This is a genomic window from Streptomyces sp. WELS2 (genome assembly GCF_013870595.1).
Classification (GTDB): domain Bacteria; phylum Actinomycetota; class Actinomycetes; order Streptomycetales; family Streptomycetaceae; genus Streptomyces.
In genome coordinates this window covers 1-15757 of the sequence record NZ_JACBWZ010000070.1, presented here as the reverse complement: position 1 = coordinate 15757, position 15757 = coordinate 1, and the positions used below count along the sequence as shown (strand labels likewise).

At 72.0% G+C, this 15757-nt stretch carries 13 protein-coding genes and 3 pseudogenes; 9 read left to right on the top strand and 7 right to left on the bottom strand.

Annotated features, from left to right (window positions below):
- A partial coding sequence (locus H5J33_RS07165; RefSeq protein WP_181794034.1) for a type 2 lanthipeptide synthetase LanM family protein occupies nt 1-1930 on the bottom strand: 1930 nt, incomplete at its 3' end.
- 72 nt (nt 1931-2002) lie between these two features.
- Nucleotides 2003-2182 carry a hypothetical protein gene (locus H5J33_RS07160; RefSeq protein WP_181794033.1) on the bottom strand — a complete coding sequence of 60 codons (180 nt, stop codon included), beginning with the start codon at nt 2180-2182 and terminating at the stop codon, nt 2003-2005.
- A gap of 1101 nt (nt 2183-3283) precedes the next feature.
- Here H5J33_RS07160 and H5J33_RS07155 point away from each other — a divergent pair.
- Nucleotides 3284-3937, top strand: a complete 654-nt coding sequence (locus tag H5J33_RS07155) for a hypothetical protein (RefSeq protein WP_220212039.1) — start codon at nt 3284-3286, stop codon at nt 3935-3937.
- Between the two features lie 923 nt (nt 3938-4860).
- Here the strand turns inward: H5J33_RS07155 and H5J33_RS07150 are convergent.
- The 3 genes from H5J33_RS07150 to H5J33_RS07140 form a co-directional block, all read right to left on the bottom strand.
- Nucleotides 4861-5460, bottom strand: coding sequence for a hypothetical protein (locus H5J33_RS07150; RefSeq protein WP_181794031.1), 600 nt, complete (start codon nt 5458-5460; stop codon nt 4861-4863).
- A gap of 410 nt (nt 5461-5870) precedes the next feature.
- Nucleotides 5871-6668, bottom strand: a complete 798-nt coding sequence (locus tag H5J33_RS38310) for a YbdK family carboxylate-amine ligase (protein WP_309485346.1) — start codon at nt 6666-6668, stop codon at nt 5871-5873.
- Between the two features lie 89 nt (nt 6669-6757).
- On the bottom strand, nt 6758-7978 hold the full coding sequence (locus H5J33_RS07140) for a hypothetical protein (protein ID WP_181794030.1): 1221 nt from the start codon (nt 7976-7978) through the stop codon (nt 6758-6760).
- A 1144-nt stretch (nt 7979-9122) separates the two neighbouring features.
- Between H5J33_RS07140 and H5J33_RS07135 the strand changes: the two genes are divergently transcribed.
- From H5J33_RS07135 to H5J33_RS07110, 7 genes and pseudogenes are all read left to right on the top strand, one after another.
- On the top strand, nt 9123-9326 hold the full coding sequence (locus tag H5J33_RS07135) for a cold-shock protein (protein ID WP_181794029.1): 204 nt from the start codon (nt 9123-9125) through the stop codon (nt 9324-9326).
- 146 nt (nt 9327-9472) lie between these two features.
- Nucleotides 9473-9699, top strand: a pseudogene (locus tag H5J33_RS07130) (IS5/IS1182 family transposase); the annotation flags it as partial.
- 137 nt (nt 9700-9836) lie between these two features.
- A pseudogene (locus H5J33_RS37260) lies at nt 9837-10165 on the top strand (IS21 family transposase); the annotation flags it as partial.
- Nucleotides 10166-10433: 268 nt separating this feature from the next.
- Nucleotides 10434-10553, top strand: a pseudogene (locus H5J33_RS07125) (IS5/IS1182 family transposase); the annotation flags it as partial.
- 111 nt (nt 10554-10664) lie between these two features.
- Nucleotides 10665-11801 (top strand): molybdopterin-dependent oxidoreductase, encoded by a 1137-nt coding sequence (locus tag H5J33_RS07120; protein WP_181794035.1) that lies wholly within the window; start codon nt 10665-10667, stop codon nt 11799-11801.
- The gene (locus tag H5J33_RS07115; RefSeq protein WP_181794028.1) at nt 11798-12193 is read left to right on the top strand and encodes a hypothetical protein; all 396 of its coding nucleotides are present in this window, start codon (nt 11798-11800) and stop codon (nt 12191-12193) included. The genes H5J33_RS07120 and H5J33_RS07115 overlap by 4 nt, the downstream gene beginning before the upstream one ends.
- Before the next feature lie 328 nt (nt 12194-12521).
- Nucleotides 12522-13574 (top strand): NAD(P)-dependent oxidoreductase, encoded by a 1053-nt coding sequence (locus tag H5J33_RS07110; protein ID WP_181794027.1) that lies wholly within the window; start codon nt 12522-12524, stop codon nt 13572-13574.
- A gap of 64 nt (nt 13575-13638) precedes the next feature.
- On the opposite strand, the gene H5J33_RS07105 is transcribed toward H5J33_RS07110, so the two are convergent.
- The gene (locus H5J33_RS07105; RefSeq protein ID WP_181794026.1) at nt 13639-14751 is read right to left on the bottom strand and encodes a sensor histidine kinase KdpD; all 1113 of its coding nucleotides are present in this window, start codon (nt 14749-14751) and stop codon (nt 13639-13641) included.
- Entirely contained in the window at nt 14741-15475 is a 735-nt protein-coding gene (locus H5J33_RS07100; RefSeq protein WP_181794025.1) for a response regulator transcription factor, read from the bottom strand. Before H5J33_RS07100 ends, H5J33_RS07105 begins: the two co-directional genes overlap by 11 nt.
- Nucleotides 15476-15599: 124 nt before the next feature.
- Between H5J33_RS07100 and H5J33_RS37255 the strand changes: the two genes are divergently transcribed.
- On the top strand, nt 15600-15757 hold a 158-nt coding region (locus tag H5J33_RS37255), incomplete at its 3' end, for a glycosyltransferase (RefSeq protein WP_181794024.1).

Here is a 15757-nt window from a genome sequence, read left to right as displayed (position 1 = left end):
GGCGGGAGGGTTCGCTCGTACCGGTGGCGGTGGTCACCGACAGGCGCAGGAGTTCGCGTTGGCGGGCGAGGTCGGCGGGGCCCAGGGAGTCGAGCTTGCCGAGCGCGGTGTCGAGTGCGGGCCGGTCGACGACGGAGGGGATGAGGGCTCCGGTGGAGGCGCGGGCGTCGACGCCGTCGGGGCGGAGGGTGAACAGGGGGACGTCGTTGTTCCACAGGTCGGCGCGTTCGTGCGCGAGGAAGGCGTCGGCGCTCTCCTCCCAGGCCGCCAGCGCCCACAGCCGGTCCAGGTGGCGGTCGTGGTCCAGGGCGTCGCGCAGCAGGTCCGGGTGGTCACCGGCGGCGAGCAGGCTGCGGTACTCCAGCGTGTCGCGGCGCAGCAGCCGGGTGTGGTCGGCGGCGAAGGCCCGCAGCAGGCGGCGCACCCCCGGTCTGGCCCGCGCCATGATCCGGTACGCCTCGGTGAACCCGGCGTCGAGGTCGTCGGCGAAGTCCGCCAGCTCGAGGGGCCGGCCGGCGGGGAGGGGTCGGCTGTCGACGCCCTGGAGGTTCATCGGCCGGTACGCGATGCGCATCCGGTCGGTGCCTTCGCCGTCCACGTACGGCACGGTGCGGGGCGGTGCCTGGTCCGGGTCCCAGCCGAGGGCCGACACGTCCGCGCCGCCGTTGCCGTCCTCGTCCCACACCCGCTGGGGCAGCAGTCCGGACCGGAGCACCGAGTGGGCGGCGTCGTGGCGCGCCAGGCGTTCGGAGGGGGACAGGTCCTTGGCGGGTTCGCGCAGGTCGGGGTGGAAGAGCGCCTCGCAGTCGACGAGTACGGGCTGGTCCCCGTGGGCGATGAGGTTCTGCGCGTGGCAGTCGACGGCGTCCAGTACGTAGAGCACGGCGGCGAGTGTCCCGGCGCGGTGGTAGAAGGCATGGAGTTCGGCCGCGTCCCGGCAGTGCCTGGCCGCCACGTGGGCCACCCAGCCGTAGCCGTCCCGGGGCAGGTGGGTGACCTCCAGCAGCGGCAGCCGCAGCCGGGGGTTGAGCCAGCGCAGCAGGTCCTGGAAGTGGAGGTCTACGTCGAGCGGGCGGGGCTTGTAGACGATCCGGGTGCCGTTCTCGAAGCGCAGGGCGGTGACGGTGGCGCCGCCCCGGTGGGCGTCGCCGAGGCCGGTGCGTATCTCGGTCAGGCGGCCCAGGGGCACGCCGGGGGAGAAAGTGCGGGAGACGTCGGGCAGGTCGGCCGCGAGGCGGCGTACGAGGGCGAGGTGGGTGTCGGTCCACTGCTCGGCGGCCACCGTGAGGCGGCGGGCAAGGACCGGGTACTCTGCGAGGACCTCGATGGCCCGCGCGGGGTCGGCGAGGCGACGCACGAAGTCGCGGTAGCGCTCCTGCGGGGTGGCGCCGGTCAGTTGGCCGGTGAGCCGGGCGACCTCCAGTTCCACGATCATGGTGCGTACGGCCATGGCGTGGGCGGGCGCGGTCAGGGACGGCAGCAGGTGGGCGGTGATCTCCTCGGGGGTGCCGAGCGGGGTGGGGCCGAGGGCGGCGATGCCCCCGCGCAGCCGGTCGCGGGCGGCGGTGAGCAGCGGGGCGACCAGGGTGGCGAAGGCGTCCCGGTCGGGGATCTCGACGGCGGGGGTGGGCGGGGAATCCTCGAAGACGGCCGCCAGGTGGCGCGCCCACGGCTCCTCGGCGCCCAGCCGTTCGGCCAGGGCTTCGGCGGGCTCGGTGAGCAGTTCGCGCAGGAGGCCGGGGTCGAGGGAGTCGGCTGCCAGCCGCCTTTCGAACCAGCCGTCCTCATCGAACGGGCGCTGCGCCCGCCAGCGGGCCAGTACGCGGTCGGCGCGCCCGCCGAGGGAGGCGTCGGTGACGGTGGCCCGGCCCCGGCGGCTCAACGGGACCGCGCGGGCGGCGGCCAGACGCAGCGGGGACGTGTCCACCACGGCGGTACCCCCTCGGGTTGGCTCATACCGCGCGCCGCACCCCACGGGAGTGCGGCGCGGCGGGCGGTCGGGTCAGTAGCTGCACATCCGTGCGCAACTGGAGTAGGACTCACAGGTGTTGGCCGCCTGCCCGGCGGACACGTAGACCTCCTCGGCCGGGTTCCCGGCCGGGTGGTCCGGGAACTCCCGCGTGAGACTCAGCCGGAAGTCCTCGTCCTTGAGGGCACGGACTCGCTCTGCCGTGGTCAGCACGGCGCCTCCCCTGGTCAGTTGGTGTTTCCGCATGGCCGTTCGGACGGCCCATCATGGCAGCGGGGCCCTCACCACACCAGGGGTGCGGATCAAGGTTTCGCCGACGCGGGGCGTATGCCGGGCGAGTCGGTGCGGCTGCCGGAAGGGTGCGGGTACGCGGTCTTGGCGAGGCGCACGGTCAATGCCAGGCGCATGCCTTGGCGGGCGGCCTCGGCGATCAGGGGGCGCAGGCGGGCGGAGCCGGAGGCGATGGCCTGGGCGCCGGCACGGCCGGTGCCGGTGCCGGTGGGAGTGATCAGGAGCCCCTGAAACAGCTCCGGACGGCATGCCGTAAGGCATTGACAGCCGCCCCGGACGGCGTGGCCGGGCCAGCCCCTCGGCGGACGGCCTTCGCACAGAAGGGCTCATCGGCGAGGCGTGAACCAGTGGTCCGGCGGGATGGGACTTGTCCTGAGCGCGGCTGTTCACGGCCTCGCCGGCCGCTGGGGTGGCTTGGTGAGGAAAGCCGGACAGGCGCCTGGTGCGGAGTTGAGCCGGCACCCCGCGTGTGGCCGTCCCGACCGAACGCAGGGGGGCTCAGGATCCGGTGACGAACCCCTGCGCCCTGCGGACGGCTGGGACGCCGTCGGCGACCAGGGTACGGCGCCTTGGGCCCGGATGTTCAGGAGCCGGCCCCGCCGGTGCGACCAGAATGCGGCGACCTCGGGAACCGCGGCCCGGCCGGCGGCTCCGGGTGGCCGGTGTCGCGATCGCACCCGGCGGCGAGCTGCCGAACGTCGCACCAAGGTTGAGAGTGCCGGTTCGGACATCGGCCGTGGCAGATGTCCGGCCTCGGCAACAGCGCCTGTCGTGCGCAGAAGACTCTCGCGTGTTGGACACCTGTCACTCGGCGTTCACGGGCGGGCCTGGCGAGGCGCGGAGGATCCCGCATGTCCGGATGAATGATCATGAACGGGTTCTCGAGTGATTCAACGTCGCAGTCTCGCCACTGCCCTCACCGCCGCTCTCACCGCTCCCGCACTGCTCGGCGCGGAGCCCGCACATGCCGCCCCTCGAGGCGGGCCGCATCCCGCCCACGCCGGCGATGGCCTGACCGAACACATGCGCGTCACGCTGGCCCGGGAACTCGGGGACCCGGCGACTGCACGTACCCTCGCCCCCCTCATCGAAGACGTCGGGTTCGGCTGGCACCCGGAAACAGCCGAACTCGACAGCTTCGACTTCATCGTCGCCTACTCCTTCGGCAACCGCCCGGCCGAGGGCGGCGATCCGAGCACGACACTGCCCGAACCGGGGCCGGTCAACGAGGACCTGTCCGACGCCATCGCCCGCATCCGCGCCCGTCGGCGCATGCCCGTCTACGCCCAGTGGGAGATCGCCCGCTTCCTGCACTCGAAGTACCGGATGGACGACGTCACGTCGATCGAGCCGGTCATCGCGTCCAACGGCACCATCACCTACCTGAGCACCGACGACGTCGCCGCCCGGATAGTCGAGTACCGGAAAAAGGCGCCCGGCGGCATCGGAACCGCGTGCGTCGTAGGCTTCCGCGACCACCACAAGCGATGCGTCCAGACCACCCGTGACCGCGGTATGCCCGCCTACGCGCCTCAGGGCATCGCCATGCCGCACACCTACGACCCCCGGTCCGGGCAGGCATGGACCCGGCGCCGGGATCTGTACCTGGTCCATGACATGGCGGCTCAATGGCAGGTGATCCGCGCCAAGGCGATCGCCGGGGCGTACCCCGGCTGACCGGTACCGGAAGAGGCGATGGCGCCCGATCAGACGGGGACTACCGGGTTCGAGGTGCTGGATGCGCGAGACAGCCACGCATTACGGCGCGCGCCCTATCTACCGGCTGGTCGAGTCGGCGGTGTGAGTGAGGCCGACTCGGGTTGCGCCGGGCACCGGGCACTGACACGCAGTGCAACCGGGCCCGCGCCGCCTGAAGTGCGGCTGCGGCCCGGTGCTTGGGGGCGGTCGGAACACCCCGTCTCCGAAGCCGCCGACACCCGCGGCGGCCCGCCCTCCGGGCGCGCGGTCGGCGGCTTCGGCGCTATGGCCGTCGTTCAGCCGCCCGCCCTCGATGTCCCTGTTTCACGGGGCGTCCCTTTGCGGGCCGTGGACATCTCTCAGATGACATCTAAACGTGAATCGCGTGTGCCACGGGAGTGAGAGTCAGCACCCAGGACCAGCTCGCCGCACTCGCGGAACTGGGCACCCAGTGGGCGTAGAGCCGGATGTGTGAAGGGGCCAGCCGGAACAAGCCGCGCCTGGCCCCTTCTTCATGTCTTGGTGCAAGACGCGCTCGTCGTTGGTGCGGCGGCACCCTACGGCCCTCGGCTCCGTACAGCGAGGCCATCCGTTCCCTGCCGGTGGCCGAGGGGTTTCGGGGGGCTGCCGGAAGCGATGGCACTGGCTCAACGGCCGGAGCCGGGTTCCGCTGCGAGCCCACACCGCCGGCGGCGGCCGCTGTGCGGCTGGCTCCAGGCCGCGACGAGGCATAGCCGGCGACACCGTGGAGCTGGCAGAGAACGTCATTCCGGCTGGCAGCTTCCGTCTCCTGTGGGTCCCGCCCCTGAACCGACCGCGCGGGGCGGGGCCTTCGTTTCCCGGACCGCTGCCGGCAGCGGTCCGCAAGATGGTCCTCGGCTACCTTGCGCTGCCGGACAGGATCAGCTGCACAGGGCCCGTGCCTGCACCCTTGCGGCGAACTGCCTGGCGTACCAGCCCTTGCCGTCGCGGATGGGAGCGTTGGCCGTCACCTCGTCCTGGGATTCGCCCCAGCCGTTCCTGGACCAGCTCGCCGCGATGTAGCCGCCGCCGATCACGCTGGTGCCGTCGGGGCAGCGGGCGTCGGAGTCCTCGTGCTCGCCGCTGGTCGGTCCCACGGCGACCTGCGGCGCCTCGGAGGCGGGCACGCACACTGCGCGGGCCTGGGCACGGCCGGACATCAGCTGCGCGACCCACCCCTTGCCGTGCCCCAGCGGGGCGCTCGCCACGATGCCGTCGTAGGGCTCCCCACCGTTGGACTGGGAGAACGAGCTTGAGTTGTAGCCGCCGTTGATGACACCCATGCCGTCCGGGCACTGGGCCACCGACGGGCTGCCCGGCTCGCTGATCGGCCCGACGACGATCTCCGCCTGCGAGACAGGCGCCTTGGACGTGGTCTGAGCCGATGCCGTGGTCATACCCCCGACGGCGGCGGCGCCGACGCCGACGAGAACCGCGGCGGCGACGCAGGCCGTGAAGCGGTGCTTCTTCACGTGGAGCATGCTCTCTCTCAATCTCCTTGTGTAGCACTGGAGTTGCGAAGAGTGATTGTCGCCGGGTGGAGGCAGGCCCGTGCCCGGATCTCGGGTTCGGCTGCACCAAACCCCCCTCAGGAGGGAAATCCTGGACACCACACGCTGAATCCGGACGGTCAGCACCGAAACCCGACTGCCCGTTCGGACATCGCTATCGATGCTCACGCGTCCGGACACAAGACCATCACTCCCCGGCTCCCCGCATCAAAGGCCCCACACACCTGTCGTGATTCCGTGTGGCGGCCTCACCGCCAGAGCAGCGCTCACAGGGGCCACCCGTTCGGAGGACCGGGACGTCCAGGGAAGCCGGGTGTGCCGCGTATCTCCCTCGACGGGCTCCGCAGCCGCGACACCGAACCTCGCCCGAACCCGCCGCTCTACCGGGGGGAGGTGGCGGAGATGAGGTGGTCGACGACGTCGTGGGTGCTGGTGCGTCGCCGGTGGGCGGCGCGCTGGCGGTCGGCACCGGTTCCTTCGGTGCGCAGGCGCTGCCATTGCTCGCGGGTGTGGTCGAGGTCGTCGTGCCGGCGCAGTGCTGGGGCGATGGTGTGCAGCAGTTTTTCGATGAGCGCGGTCTGGGCGACGAGGTGGCCGGTGAGGGGGTCGATGCCGGTGCCGGCCAGCCCGTCGCGTGCCGCGCGCCAGCAGGCTGCCCGCAGGACTTCCGGTGCCGGGCGCGGCGCCGCTTCTCCGGCTCGGATGCTCCGGAGGGCGGTGGCGGTCAGGGCCCGTACGACGGAGGCGAGCATGACGGTGTCGTCGGGGGTGAGGGCCGCGTCGGCGACGCGGACTTCGACGGTGGGCAGGTGGTGGGAGGGGCGGATGTCCCAGTACAGACCGCCGCGGTCGATGAGTGCCTCCGCGTCGGTGAGGGTGTCGACGAGGTCGTCGAAGTGAGCGGGTGATTCGAAGTACGGGGGCGGGCCGGCGACGGGCCAGCGTCCCCAGGTGGTGGTGCGCCAGCTCGCGTATCCGGTGTCCTTCCCGTCCCTGAACGGGGAGTTGGCGCTGATCGCGATCAAGGTAGGCAGCCAGGGCCGTAGGTGGTTGCTGACGTGCACGGCGTCGCGGGGGTCGGGCAGGCCGACGTGGATGTGACAGGAGCAGGCGATCTGCTCGTCGTCCAGAGCGCGGAAGTGGGCGGCGCTGCGGGCGTAGCGGCCGCCGGGTGTGATCGGAACGGGGATCGTCTGGCCGAGTAGGGGCCCGTGTCCTGCCGCCTTCCGGGAAGACGGCAGGACACGGGCCCGGGACCGGTCTGTGGTTACGGCAGCTGCTCCAGGAACCAGGTGGCGAGTTCCTCGGTGATCAGGGTGTGCGCTTCGCTCTGCGAGGCGAGTTTGACGTCGTGGAAGGGCGACTTCTCCCGCACCTCTTCATCGTCGATCGGGGTGTAGAGGTCGTCGTGGGTGGCCGGCTCCCGTAGACCGATGGCGCTGACGGTCGGGACGAAGCAGTGTTCGCGGACCGGGTTGACGACGCCGAAGCCGGGGATCTCGTTCAGCGCGTCGGCGAGGATGCCGAAGCCGTGGAGGGTGCCGCCGGGCGCGCCGTCGATGTCGGGCAGCCCGTCGGCGCGGATCTCGCGGGTGGGGGTGGTGACCACCCGCAGCTTGGCCACCAGTTGGTCGTCGCCCGCGGGCTGCGTCCGCAGCTCGGTACCGGTGACGGCCAGCCCCTTGCCGGTGACGGCTTCCACGCCGGGGGTCACGCCGTTGCCGGCGCCGGTACCGGGACCGTTGGCGACGGCGATCCGCTTGGGCCGGAAGGGCCAGCCGCCGACGTCCTCCAGCGCGCGCAGGAACGCGAGGCGCCGCTCACTGGTGGCGGGCTTGTCCTCCCAGGTCGCGATGTGCTTGACGAGCAGTTCCTGGGCGGCCGGGCTGTTGATCTGGTCCGAGAAGCGGGGGTCGAGCTTCTTGGTGTAGTGCGCGAACGCCTGGAGGGCGATGGGGATCCAGGCGCCGGTGTGCGGGCTGTCCCAGGAGAAGTAGAGCTCCGTGAAATGCTCGATGCCTTCCCTCTCCAGTTTGGCGAGGGCGTAACGGGTGACCAGGCCGCCCATGCTGAAACCGCCGACGGTCAGCGGGTGGCTGCCGATGCGGCGGTCGATCGCCCCCCTGATGGCCGCCATCGCCGTCTCGGCGTTCTCCAGGATCGGCGCGCTGCGCTCGTGGTAGCCGACAAGGACGACGTCACGGCCCTGCCTGCGGAGCTCGCTCAGCAGCGGGAACGGTCCGTGTTCCAGGAGTTCCCAGGTGAGGGCGAGATCGGTGGGACCGGTGCTGAAGCCGTCCGCCATCAGGACCGGGCGGATGAGATGGCTGTTTCCTTTGCCGTAGTAGACCCAGGCGGTGCCGTAGGGAAGGTCCCAGGTGTCATCGGCCTGGGGCGGGACGCGGTCGGTCGTGCGCGGGCCGGGCGCCAGGACGATCCGGGGACCGGACTTGAAGGCTTCGGCAGCCTGCTCTTCGGTGGTGCTCACGGCACAACCCTCCTGAGGGGACGGGGCCCCTCCTCGCGGATCGGACGCCGGGGCGCGGGGGCTTCGCGGCGTCGCGCCCGTCCCGGCACTGCAATGACAGCACGCTCGTCACTTTGGGTGCCATATCGGATACGGCCAGTTCCGATCTTGGGGTGCCACGGCGACATGACCACCAGTCGGTCGGAAGCGAAGCATCTCCCGCAGGAACATGTGAATCTTCAGCCGGGAACGGTCGGAAGACAGCCCAATGCCGACCGTCCGGCCAGCCGGCCGCGTTCCGAAACGAGTACCGCACTTGTCTTGGACTGCCCGTCACGGTCACGGTGACGCCGGCCGGCACAACCGGCCGGGACACCGCCCGCGAACGGATCCGGCGCCTCCGGCTCGCTCAGATCCGGACCGACTCCGCCTATGAGGGCCGGCTCGTCGACCGCGCCGAGGACATCCTCCACCCCACGCTGAAGACCTGCGCCCACCCCAAGGACGCCAAGGACTGTGTGAATTCGCCGAGGCACCGGCGCGGCGGGCGCACTCGGGGAGTTTTGATGAAAGCCCGGCGCGGCATACGTGATGACGAGAGACTTCCGCAGATCAGCGAGGCCCCCATCGCCTGAACACGGATCACCCTGATGACCCGAAATCACGGCCCGTCGCCCGAGCGCGTCGACCCGGACGCTCCCCGTTACCGGCCGACAGCCCCACGGCAAGGGACGAGCCGCGCCCCGCTCTCCGTCAAACCGGGCGCGGCAGTGCCGCATGCACCAGGCCCGCGGCGGCTCCCGGCCCGCCTCACAGCCTGCCTGGTCCGCTCTTGGCTACGGGCTGCTCGCACGAACGAGCGCGCGTGATCATCGCCTGTGGCGGTTCGGTATCGCCTTGGGCCGCACCGCGTACGCCTCCGAAGGGCGTCGACGCCCATGAACGCGAGAGTCCAGAGGGCTACGCTCAACCAGCTCGGGTCGGTGAATCCCCTACCCGCCCCTCCCCTGCCGTCTCCAGCGCGTGCCCGGGCCTCACCGGGTGTGTCGCCGGTGGGATAACCGGGGTGGTCGGGGGTAGAACGACTGATGGCTCGTGCGGTGCGCGAGCCGGAGCATGCCCGGCAAGAGGGCTGTTCCCGGGCATGACACGAAGGACAACCAGTATGGCCAGCGGCACCGTGAAGTGGTTCAACGCCGAGAAGGGCTTCGGCTTCATCGAGCAGGACGGCGGGGGCCCGGACGTCTTCGCGCACTACTCCGAGATCAACGGCAGCGGCTACCGCGAGCTGACCGAAGGCGAGCGCGTCACCTTCGACATCGGCCAGGGGCAGAAGGGCCCGCAGGCGCAGAACATCACCCGCGGCTGAGCGAGCAGGAGAGCACACGAAGTCAGGCGGCTGTCCGGACCGGCAGCCGCCTCGCTCATGCCCGCCCGAGGACCGGGCCCCGCCGGTTCTCCCGGGTCAGACACGACCGTATGGCCGCAGCTGCGGCGCAAGGTCCCTGCTCACCGACGGGACCGAAGCCGACCGACCGCGGCAGGAAGGGATCGAAAATCCACCTCGTCGTCGACCGTAACGGCTTGCCGCTGCCGATCGGCAACAAGGGGGACGACTACCATCACCTGCGACGCCGGCTGTCTTCCCGGGCATCCGGCACCGCATCGTCCGCAAGGGCGTCGAGCCGTCTCAACGGCTGGGCCGGCACCGCTGGGTCGTGGAACGGACCGTGTCGTGGCTCTCTGTCGGCGTACAAGCGAACGTGCACACCTCGTACGGCTGAAGGTGCGCCATCGTTGACGCGGTAACGGGGTGTTGGCAAGAGAGGCGGCTGACGGTGGTCTCGGATCCACAATGCCGGCTGGAGTTGAGGCGTTCCGGCGGGTGGTGGACGAGCTCGCGCCGCTGATCGACACGATGCTCAGGTCAACTACCAGCGGGGGAAGCTCTGTCTGCAGGAAGCCCGGCCCCGGATCGCGGAGGAACCGGGCATCAGCCCGGGTGAGCTGGCGGCCCTGCACCGGCGCTTCGAGGTCGTCCCCGGTGCTCAGGCACAGGTCGACTGGGGAGACGAGGGCAGGATCCTCGCCCGTGTCGGCATCCCGAAGGTCTACTCCTTCCACATGACGCTGTCGTACTCGCGCGACCCGTTCTGCTGCTTCACCACCAGCCAAGACCTGGTGACGTTCTTGGGCGTGCCGAGGCGCGGTCTCCTTCCGGGCCGCGGGCGACGGCGAGGGCCCGCCAAAGGGGCGCCCCGTCGATCCAGTTGACGGCCAGGCACCGGCCGCCGTCCCATGTTCCGGCGCTCACGGTAGTCGGGGCCGAGGGCGCCGGTGGCGGTGAGGCGGAGCAGTGGTCGTCCTCCTGGGCCATCTCGGCGGTCTTGTCGCGGGCGTCGTCGCCGACCATGAGATCAACATGACATGCGGTCCGAGCCGCATGACGTCAATCGCCGAAGCCGCGCCTCGAAGCGGTTCGGGCAGGCCGAGAACACGGCCCCTCGCCGTGCTGGCCGACCGGGTCTATTCGTCCCGGGCCGTCCGCAGCCACCTGCGACGCCGGGGAATCCGCGCGGTCATCCCGCGGCCCCGGCCAGATCGGCCCCCAGCGGTAGGGAGCGCGTGCCCGGCGGCCCGGAAGACGTCCGCGGACCGTAAGGGTTCGTCCGTTCCGATGCGCTCTCGTGCCGGGTGGGATGGAGGCATGAAACTCCGTGTCTTCCCGCCGGTGTTCGGCGGTCGTCTGCATGACGCCCGCACGGCGACCTCGATCGGCCGATGGCTGGGGCCGGCCTTCCTCGTGTGCTTCGTCACCGGTCTGGTCAGTCATGTCATGCAATACCCGACGGGCTGGCCGGCCAACGGGCTGCCGAGTCGCCCGGTGTGGGGCTACCGGCTCACCCAGGGTCTCCACGTCGCTTCCGGCATCGCGGCGATTCCGCTGCTCCTGGCCAAGCTGTGGACCGTGTACCCGAGGCTGTTCGAGTGGCCCGCTCCGCGGTCGGTCCGGCACGCGCTGGAGCGCCTGTCAGTGGCGTTGCTCGTGGCCGGGGCGGTCTTCGAGCCGGTGAGCGGGCTGTTGAACACGGTGCAGTGGTATCCGTGGCCGTTCTCGTTCGTACCGGTGCACTACGCGGTCGCGTGGCTGGTGGCCGGGGCAGCGGTCCTGCATCTCGCGGTGAAGGCGCCCGAGATCGGTGCGCACTGGAGCCGACGGTCGCCGGGGACACTCGCCCTGCCCGCGCGGGACGGCGCCGACCGGCGGTCGCTGCTCGCCGCAGTGGGCGCGGCGGTCGGGGCCGTCACCGTCACCACGGTGGGCCAGTCCTTCACCCCGCTGAAGGACGCCGTCCTGTTCGCGCCCCGCGACCCGGACCGCGGACCGCAGTCCCTGCCCGTCAACCGGACCGCCGCGGCGGCCGGAGTCGGCCGGATCGCCGACGAGGAGTACCGCCTGGCCGTACTCGGCCCGCGACCGTACACCCTGACCCTGAACGAGCTGCGTGCCCTGCCCCAGCACCAGGTGGAGCTGCCGATCGCCTGTGTGGAGGGCTGGAGCAGGTCGGCGCACTGGACCGGCGTACGGATCGCGGACCTGCTGGTGCGGGCGGGCGCGTCACCGCACGCGCGGGTGCGGGTGGTATCGCTGCAACTGCGCGGCGGCTACCGGGTGTCGGAGCTGGGCTCCCAACATGCCCGCGACCCGCTGACCCTGCTCGCCCTGCGCCTGAACGGCGAGGAACTCGACCCCGACCACGGCTACCCGGCGCGGCTCATCGCCCCCAACCGGCCCGGCGTGCTGCAGACCAAGTGGGTGGGGTGGCTGGAGGTGCTGTCATGAAGGTGGCGCGCTTCCTCGTGGGCGCGGCCGGTGTGGCGGTCATGGGCGTCGGCGTGTCCCTGTTGCTCGATGTCCGGGACTTGGCGGGCGTGCTGGTCTGGCTGGGCGGCGCGGTCGTCCTGCACGACGCGGTGATCGCGCCGCTGGTGCTGCTGGCCGGCCTGCTGGTCCGCGGTGGTGTGCGCGGGCCGGTCCGTGGGGCGCTGATCGTCGCGGGCGCGCTGACGGTGGTGGCGCTGCCGGTGCTGCTGCGCCCGGGGCCGCGGGCCAACTCCTCGGTGCTGCCGCTGGATTATCCGCGCAACTGGCTGATCGCCATGGTGGCCGTGGGGGCGGTGACGGTGCTCTGGGTGGCCGTGCGGAGGCGCGCCCGCAGGCGGCCGCCGTCGTGAGCCCGGCCTCCGTTCCGGTCCGCCGTCTCACGGGTGTCTCACGTGCGTCTCACGTGCTCCTGCGAGTGCCTGCCGCCGGGCGCCGCGTCGGCGTGAGGGGTCGGCCGTGGCCGGACTCTCCAGGTGCGCGCTGCTCTGGCGCCGACACGGGATACGGGTACCGCCACGTGCCCTGGTCCTGCCGGCCGCCACCTGGTCGTTCTGGGACAGGCGCACATGACGACGCCGGGCACCGGCGAGGAGGCCGCGACGCCGGGAAGGCTTACGAACCCCTGACGTCCGGGTGCCGGCCGGTCCGCGGTCCGGTCCGCGGCCGTACGGTCGGGGCATGCTGATCCTGGTCACCGGAGGTGTGGGCTTCATCGGCTCGCACGTCGTCACCACTCTCACCGGCGCCGGGCACACGGTGCGCGTCCTCGACGCCCTGCTGCCCGCCGCCCACCGCGGTGCCCCGCCGATTCCCGAAGGCGTCGACTGGCGGCACGCGGACGTCCGCGACGCGGCGGCCGTGGCCGACGCCCTGCGCGACGTGGACGCCGTCTGCCACCAGGCCGCGATGGTCGGACTCGGCAAGGACTTCGCCGACGCCCCCGACTACGTCGGCTGCAACGACCTCGGTACGGCGGTACTGCTGGCCGGCATGGCCGAGGCGAAGGTACGCCGTCTGGTGCTGGCCGGCTCGATGGTGGTGTACGGCGAAGGGCGCTACGAGTGCTCTCGTCACGGTGTCGTCCGGCCGGGACCGCGTGAGCCGGCCGACCTCGGGGCGGGCCGCTTCGAACCGCCTTGCCCGCACTGCGGTGAGCCGCTCGTGCCGGCACTGGTCGACGAGGACGCGCCCGCCGATCCGCGGAACGTGTACGCAGCCACCAAACTGGCCCAGGAACATCTCGCCGCCGCGTGGGCCCGGGCGACGGGCGGCCGGGTGGCGGCCTTGCGGTACCACAACGTGTACGGCCCCCGTATGCCGCGCGACACCCTGTACGCGGGCGTCGCCTCCCTGTTCCGGTCCGCGCTCGCGCGCGGTGAGGCTCCGCGCGTGTTCGAGGACGGCGGGCAGCGGCGGGACTTCGTGCACGTGCGCGATGTCGCGGGAGCGAACCTCGCCGCGCTGGACGCCGTGGACGGCTTGGCTCAGGGCGCTCTGCGGGCCTACAACGTCGGCAGCGGGGAGCCGCGCACCGTGGGTGAGATGGCTGCCGCCCTGGCCGCCGCGCACGGCGGCCCGGCACCCGTCGTCACCGGAGAGTTCCGGCTCGGCGACGTCCGCCACATCACCGCCTCGTCGCGCCGGCTCCGCGACGAACTGGGCTGGAGGGCTCGGGTCGCCTTCGCTCAGGGCATGGCGGAGTTCGCGGCGGCCCCCCTGCGAGCCGGTTGAGAACGGCCGACCGGGTGCCGGGTGCCGGAAGCCCGGCCGGGCCGGGCCTCGTACCGTATGCGTCTCAGATCGCCGCGGGCAGGTGGACCTCGAAGCGGCAACCGCCCGGGACGTTGCGGACGGCCGCACGGCCCTGGTGGGCCTCCACGATGCCGCGCACGATGGCCAGGCCCAGTCCGGCCCCGGCGGGCGGGGTGCGGGCGTCGGTGCCGCGCCAGCCGGTGTCGAAGACGCGTGGCAGGTCCTCCGGGGCGATGCCGCCGCAGCCGTCGGTCACCGCCAGGACGACATGGTCGGCCTCCCGGCGGGCGGACACCGCGACGGTGCCGTCGGCCGGAGTGCGGCGAATGGCGTTGACGAGCAGGTTGGCCAGGACGCGGGACATCTCCCGGCCGTCGACCTCGACCGGCACGCGCTCCACCCGGTCGCCCACCAGCCGAACGCCGTGCTCCCTGGCCAGGGCATCAACACCCGCGAGGGCGTCGCCGACCAGGTCGTAAACCGACACGCGGGTCGTCGTCAGGGCGAGGACTCCGGCCTGGATCCGGGAGAGTTCGAAGAGGTCGCCGACCATGTTGCTCATGCGCCCGACCTCGGTGCGGATGCGGGCGTGGTAGACGCGCGGGTCGTCGACCACGCCGTCCTCCAGCGCCTCGGCCATCGCCTGCAGACCCGCCAGCGGTGTACGCAGGTCGTGGGAGATCCAGGCCACCAGTTCCCGGCGGGAGGCTTCCAGCGCCCTCTCCCGCTCCCGGGAGGCGGCCAGTTTGGCGCTGGTCTCCGTCAACTGGGCGCTCAAGTAGGCGAGTTCGGCGGTGAGCGCGGTAGCGGGCGGGACGAAGCTGCCGTGGTCGCCGAGGGCGCGGGTGGCCTCGGCGAGTGCCCGGCTGCCCTTGACGACGCCGCGGCCCAGCAGCAGGGCCACGGCGAAGGAGACGACCGCGGCCATGGCGCACACCATCGTCACGACCCGCAGGTCGTGTTCCGACAGGAGCATCGCCCAGGACACCAGCATCGTTCCGCCGAACATCGCGGCGACCGTGACGGCCGCGACCACGGCCAGCGAGAGCGTGACCGACCGGTTGCGCAGCAGCCGCAGTGCCGCCGCGCCGGCGAGCCCGGCGGCTGCGGCGCCGAGGGCCGCGTACAGGGCGATGAGCAGCGTGTCACCGACCACCGTCGGCTCCGTCCTCGTCCCAGTCGTCCGGTCGGGGAGAGTCGAATCGGTAGCCGACGCCCCAGACGGTGCTGATCAGACGGGGGCGGGCCGGGTCGTCCTCGACCTTCTCGCGCAGCCGCCGCACATGGACGGTGACGGTCGAGAGGTCGCCGAACTCCCAGCCCCAGACGCGGCGCATGAGCTCCTCGCGGCTCGTCGCCCGGCCCGGGTTGCGCAGGAAGAACTCCAGCAGGTCGAACTCCCGGATGGTGAGGGCGAGTTCGACGTCGTTGCGGGTGGCCCGCCGGGCGGCGGGGTCGAGGGCGAGCGGGCCGTTGCGCAGCCAGGGCTCCGCGGGCCCGGTCCCGGTGGCGGCCGGTGTCCCGGCGCGGCGCAGCACGGCCTCCACGCGCAGCACCAGCTCGCGCGGGCTGAAGGGCTTGGTGACGTAGTCGTCCGCGCCCACCTCCAAGCCGAGGATGCGGTCCTCCTCGTCGCCCCGCGCGGTCAGCATGATCACGGGCAGGGGCCCGTCCTCGCGGACCCGGCGGCACACCTCCAGCCCGTCCATGCCGGGGAGCATCAGGTCCAGTACCACCAGGTCGGGCGGCCGGGCGGCGACCCGGGCCACGGCGGCGGGGCCGTCGGCAGCCACCTCGACGGCGAAGCCGGCCCGGTGCAGATACCCGGCGACGACCTCGGAAACGGTGGGATCGTCGTCCACCACGAGTACGCGTTTCACCCTCCGGAGTCTGGCACCGGGCGGCGGCGCGGGCAGGCGAAGGGGCCGTCGCGAGGGGTGACGTCAGCGATCCGTAAGAACAGCAAAACCCTTATGTCCGCTTTGAGTTCGTAGGGTGAGTGGCGTGATCGAGACAACCACCCCCTCCGTGGACGTCGTGCTGCCCTGCCTCGACGAAGCCGAGGCCCTGCCGTGGGTACTGGACAGGATCCCGTCCGGCTGGCGCGCGATCGTCGTCGACAACGGCTCCACCGACGGCTCGGCGGACATCGCCCGCTCCCG

Excerpts from the sequence above, each read along its gene's own strand:
- H5J33_RS07135 (WP_181794029.1), top strand. The coding sequence starts at position 9,123 with ATGGCCAGCGGCACCGTGAAGTGGTTCAACGCCGAGAAGGGCTTCGGC.
- H5J33_RS07115 (WP_181794028.1), top strand. The coding sequence starts at position 11,798 with ATGAAGGTGGCGCGCTTCCTCGTGGGCGCGGCCGGTGTGGCGGTCATG.
- H5J33_RS07120 (WP_181794035.1), top strand. The coding sequence starts at position 10,665 with ATGAAACTCCGTGTCTTCCCGCCGGTGTTCGGCGGTCGTCTGCATGAC.
- H5J33_RS07150 (WP_181794031.1), bottom strand. The coding sequence starts at position 5,460 with ATGCTCCACGTGAAGAAGCACCGCTTCACGGCCTGCGTCGCCGCCGCG.
- H5J33_RS07155 (WP_220212039.1), top strand. The coding sequence starts at position 3,284 with ATGCGCGTCACGCTGGCCCGGGAACTCGGGGACCCGGCGACTGCACGT.
- H5J33_RS07110 (WP_181794027.1), top strand. The coding sequence starts at position 12,522 with ATGCTGATCCTGGTCACCGGAGGTGTGGGCTTCATCGGCTCGCACGTC.